The following is a 4962-nucleotide window of genomic DNA, read 5'->3' on the forward strand; positions in this document are numbered from 1 at the left end:
GAGACAGCTGCCCGGCCCTTTGCCACGCCCTCTGCACCGCCCTCTGCCCGGCCCCGCTGACCATGGAGTTGTGATGCCCCACGCAAGCCACTGATCAACACGAATTTCCACCACAACTCCATGATCGCCAGGTTGGAAGGGTGGGTGGCGTGTATGACTACAGGCATGAGTGACGTGCTCGACGGCCTTGTGCACGCTGCGGTGGGATCGACGCCCGTCGTGCGGGTGGCCGTGGTCGACTCGGTCACCCGGGGCCCGGCCTCACCGGTGGAGCGGGAGGACACCGGCCCGGCGGCCGGTGGGCTGACGTTGGAGCTGGACACGGCCACGGTCCGGGAGGTCCAGAGTGGGCTGGTCACCGGCAGTCAGGCGGTGATGTCCGGCCGGGTGGGGATCACCGGGGGAACCTGGGCGGACCTCGGCCCGGTCGCCGCTGCCGGCGTACCACATCCGGAAGAGCGTCCCGGGCCGCCGGAGCGCTCCGGGCAGCCAGGGCAGCCCCGCTGGTCAGGGCAGTCCTCGCGATCCGGACCACCGGCCGGACCCGACGTGGTCGCCGTGCTCGGCGCGCCGAACGATGCCCGCGGCAACCTGAGTGTCATGGCCGCCGGCCGGACGGTACACGCGGCCGGCCTCGCCGAGCGGACCGGCGCGGCGCTGGTGCTGACCGGAGGCACCGGCCGGCACTTCAATCCGACCGGGCAACCGCACTGGGCGTACTGCCGGGACCATCTTGCCCGCCGGAACCTGCTGCGGGCACCGGTGCTGGCCTGTCTGGACAGCCGGCACACCTACGAGGATCTGCTCCTGCTGCGGGAGGTGACCTACCGGCACGGGATCCGCTCGACGGCGGTGGTCACCTCGGACTACCACGAGCCGAGGGTACGGTTTCTGGCCGGTCTGCTCCTGCCCGGCGCCAGCGTCCACGCAGTCGCCCACCCCGATCTGCCCAGTGCGGAGGCCAACCGGTTGCGGGCACACGAACGGACGGCGTTGGGCCAGGTGGTCGCGGCTGCCCTGCTCTTCGGCCCGGACCGGCTGCTCGTGCCTCCCGTCCGGACCGAACTGGGCTGGACGGTGCGGTGGACCCCGTGACCGTGGTCGGGAAAGCCCTCCGACGCGTTCCGGACGCGGTCCGGACTACCACCGGGGCGGATCCGCCCACTGCGCCGGGTGCACCGCGTAGTCGTCGAGCCGGCGCAGGTTCTCGGCGGACGCCGCGTCCCCGGCCCAGAGCGGTGTCGGGTTGAGGTCCACCGCCCAGAGCGGATGCAGTACCGCGCCCCGGGCGAGCTTCGGGCCGAAGGTGCCGGTGCCGAGGCTCAGCCACCGGTAGCCGTGCTCGATGGCGTACCGCATGGGCAGGTAGTACGTGACACCGAAGTACTCGAACGCCTCCATCGTGGCGGAGTAGTCGACGGCGAACATCCGGGCGGTCAACTGTCGTCCGTCGACGTAGCAGAGGCAGGCCGCGACCAGTCGCCCGGCGCGGCGCGCGGTGAAGACCCGGTCGGCGTCACCGCAGGTCCGCGCCATCTCGGTGAGGACCCGGTGCAGCTCGTCGGCATCCAGGTCGGTGCCGTGCCGTCTTTCCAACTGCTGGTACAGCGGGACGAACTCGTCCCGGCAGTCCGTGAGCCGTTCCACGTCCAGGGTGTACCCGGCCTGCTGGAACCGCCGCCACTCGGCCCGGACCCGTCGACGCCGCGCGGCGGACACCCCGGCCGGGTACGCGTCGAAGGTTGCCGGGACCGGCTGGACGGCCTCGGCGTCCAGCAGTACCGGTGTCCGGCCGGGCAGGACCCGGCGGTACTCCTCGACCAGCTCCGTCCGGGCGTAGAGCGCCAGGCAGCCGTCCACCCCGTGGGCGACGGCCCGGTCGTGCAGTGCGTCGACGATCAGCGGGACGGCCCGGCGCCGGTACCCGGCGTCGACGGCGGGCATCTCGCTCACGTATCCGGTGCTGGTGCCGGCGATCAGGAACCGTTCGCCGGGCAGGTCGACCGGTGCCAGCACCTTCGTCGGGGTACGCCACGGATTCTCCCGCCCGGTCGTGATCCAGTACGGGGCGACGACCACGACCCGGTCGCCGTCCCGGACCTCCACCGCGCCCACCGGACCGCCGGTCATCCGGGAACTGCACCGCAACCAGGCGGGGGTGGAGTAGTAACTGCCGCCGTCCGGCAGCCCGGCCCACTCCGCCCGCTCGGGGAGCGGGTCCAGGATGGTCACCCGCAACGGTGCGCTCGTCACGGCGTCGCCCCGGCCGGGACGTCACCGGGGGCGGCCGGCGTAGCGTCCGCCCCGTCCGCCGGTTGGACCGTCGCGGCACCGGCCGCGTCGATGCGCTGCTGTACCCGGCCCGAGACGGCGAACATCACCACCGCCACCAGCGCCGAGAGGATGCCCGCCACGATCCAGGTCAGCAGCGGGGAGACCGCCAGGGTGCCGGTGATCAGGATGGGGGCGCCGGCACTGGCCACCCCCATCATCAGATGGCTGACCGCGAGGTAGCCGCCCCGGCGGGCGGCGGGTGCCAGGGCGGTTGTGGCCACGGTCGCGGCCACCGCGGTCAGCACCTCGCCGAGGGTCAGTGTCACGACACCGACCACCAGCAGGGTCACCAGCAGGGTGGTCTCCACCGCGAGCAGCGGGAGCAGCAGGGCGAACGCGACCAGGTGACACAGCGCGCCCCAGGCCACCACGGTCAGTCGGGGCCGGTGGTTGGTGTGCTTCGTCAGTGGCAGCTCGATCAGGATGACCAGCGCGGTGTTCAGGCCGAAGACCAGGCCGACCAGCCAGGCGGGGGCATCGGCGAACTCGACCAGGAAGACCGGCAGACCGATGTCGACCATCAGCGCGCAGAGCCAGAGCACCGCGTTCGCACCGGCGACCAGGAGGAAGAGCCGGTCCCGGAGAGCCGACCCGGTGAGCCGCCGGGGCGGTTCGACTCCGACCACCGTCCGGGACCGGAGACCGGCGTAGAGGAGGGCGGCCACGAAGAAGCTGACCGCGTTGCCGACGAGCAGCGGAAGGTAGGTGGCGGTGGTACTGACCAGGAGGCCGGCGAGCAGGGCACCGCCACCGATGCCGGCGTTGAGCGTGGTGCGGGAGAGCGCGTACCAACGGCTCTGCTCGTCGGGCTCGGCCGTCTCCGCGATCGCCGCCTGTTCGGCGAGCTGGCCGACCCGCATGCAGAGCGCGTCGACGAGCGCGCAGGCCACGAAGGTGGGGAGCGAGGCGGCGAAGACGAAACCGAGGTACGCGCCGCCACGCAGCACCGAGGCGGCCACCAGGACCGGTCGGGCGCCGAGCCGGTCCACCAGTCGGCCGGCCCCGGCCACCCCGAGCAGGCTGGCCGCTGTCGCGATGCTCAGCGCGAGGCCGATCAACCCGAGCGGCATGCCGAGCTGGTGGTGGAAGTAGAGCAGGGAGAACGGGTAGAACAGCCCGGTACCGACAGCGTTGATCAGCGCGCCCACCCCGTACCGGAGGGCCTGCCGGTCGTGCGGCAGGCCCAGCGCCTCGACGGTCCGGTCCAGGCGCCCCCGTGCTCCGTTGCCGGCGGTGTCCATCCGGTCCCCGTCTCAGCCGGTGGTGGTCGCGGTCGTGGTCACCGCCAACTTCCGGCGGTCGATCTTGCCGTTGCTGGTCAGCGGTAGTCCCGGCAGGAAGACCAGGCGCTCCGGCACCATGTAGTCGGGGAGGGTCGTGCCGAGGTCGGCGAGGATCGCCACCGCGTCGCCGTCGCCCTCGGCCCAGGCGGCGAGGCGACCGTCCCCGGCGGGTACCACCGCCACCATCCGCACCCCGGGGTACCGCAGGATGCGCTGCTCGATCTCGCCCAGCTCCACCCGGTACCCCCGGATCTTGACCTGGTGGTCGCGGCGGCCGAGGAACTCCAGTTCGCCGTCCCCGGTCCAGCGGCAGATGTCGCCGGTGTGGTAGACCCGTTCGCCCCCGGGGCCGTCGGTGCGGAACGCCCGGGCGGTCGCCCCGGCGTCGCCCCGGTACCCCCGGGCGAGCATCGGGCCACCGATGACCACCTCCCCCTCGTCGCCCGGCGTGGTGACGACGCGGCCGTCCGGGCCGACCAGGTACACGTCGGCGTCCGGTAGCGGACGGCCCAGGGTGGGCAGCCGCTCCCGGTCGCCGACGGTCCGCAGGTCCCTGCCGGCGGTCACCAGGACCGTCCCCTCGGTCGGGCCGTAGGTGTTGAACACCGGAGCCGGGAAGTCCGGCGCGGGCCAGGTACGGAGCAGGTCCCCGCCGGTCTCCACGGTGCGTACCCGACCGGGCCGCTGACCGGCACCGAGGAACCGTTCCAGCATCGGGGTGGGCATGTTGGTGTGGGTGACCCCGTAGTCGGCCAGGAAACCGGCGATCCGTTCCGGGTCGGTGACCACGGACTGCTCGGGTATCGCCACGGCGGCACCGGCGTACAGCGCGCCCCAGACGTCCACCACGAGACCGTCGAAGCCCAGGTTGCACAGCATCGACGTCCGGCCGTCGGGGCCGAGGCCGAAGAAGTCCCGGTACCAGTGCAGCAGCCGGGCGAGACTGTGGTGGCCGACCTCGACCCCCTTGGGTTCGCCGGTCGAGCCGGAGGTGTAGATGACGTAGGCCAGGCCGGTGGCGTCGGCCGGGACCGGGTCGACCGGGTCGGCCGGGGCGGTCAGCGCGGTCACCCCGGGCGGCAGCAGGGTACGCAGGTCGTCGGTGGTGATGACGACCCGGCAGCCGGCCCGGGCGATGACCGTGGCCAACCGGCCGGGCGGCACCGCCGGGTCCAGCGGCAGGTAGCCGGCACCGGCGAGCCAGGCGGCGAGCTGCCCGGTCGGGGCGAGTGGCCCCCGTTCGGCGAGCACCCCCACCACCGGGTCCGGGTCGGAACCGGGTGGACCGGTGGGCCGGGTCCCGGGCCCGGCGGTACCGGCCAGCAGCGGACGCACCGCACCCGCC

At 73.2% G+C, this 4962-nt stretch carries 4 protein-coding genes; 1 reads left to right on the forward strand and 3 read right to left on the reverse strand.

Annotation, left to right across the window (positions count from 1 at the left end):
* The first annotated feature begins 165 nt into the window (after window positions 1–165).
* A complete protein-coding gene (locus tag GSF22_RS30495) occupies window positions 166–1095 on the forward strand; it encodes a YdcF family protein (protein ID WP_208817369.1) in 930 nt (309 codons plus the stop codon).
* 45 nt (window positions 1096–1140) lie between these two features.
* Here the strand turns inward: GSF22_RS30495 and GSF22_RS30500 are convergent, their stop codons facing one another.
* The 3 genes from GSF22_RS30500 to GSF22_RS30510 form a co-directional block, all read right to left on the reverse strand.
* The gene (locus GSF22_RS30500; RefSeq protein WP_208817370.1) at window positions 1141–2253 is read right to left on the reverse strand and encodes a GNAT family N-acetyltransferase; all 1113 of its coding nucleotides are present in this window, start codon (window positions 2251–2253) and stop codon (window positions 1141–1143) included.
* Window positions 2250–3575, reverse strand: a complete 1326-nt coding sequence (locus GSF22_RS30505; protein ID WP_208817371.1) for an MFS transporter — start codon at window positions 3573–3575, stop codon at window positions 2250–2252. The genes GSF22_RS30500 and GSF22_RS30505 overlap by 4 nt, the downstream gene beginning before the upstream one ends.
* Before the next feature lie 12 nt (window positions 3576–3587).
* Window positions 3588–4962, reverse strand: a 1375-nt coding sequence (locus tag GSF22_RS30510) for an amino acid adenylation domain-containing protein (protein ID WP_208817372.1), incomplete at its 5' end; no start/stop codon positions are given.

The organism is Micromonospora echinofusca (genome assembly GCF_017614955.1).
Lineage (GTDB): Bacteria > Actinomycetota > Actinomycetes > Mycobacteriales > Micromonosporaceae > Micromonospora > Micromonospora echinofusca_A.

Bases quoted from the DNA above. Each gene is read 5' to 3' on its own strand.
- GSF22_RS30495 (WP_208817369.1), top strand. From the start codon at position 166: ATGAGTGACGTGCTCGACGGCCTTGTGCACGCTGCGGTGGGATCGACG.
- GSF22_RS30505 (WP_208817371.1), bottom strand. From the start codon at position 3,575: ATGGACACCGCCGGCAACGGAGCACGGGGGCGCCTGGACCGGACCGTC.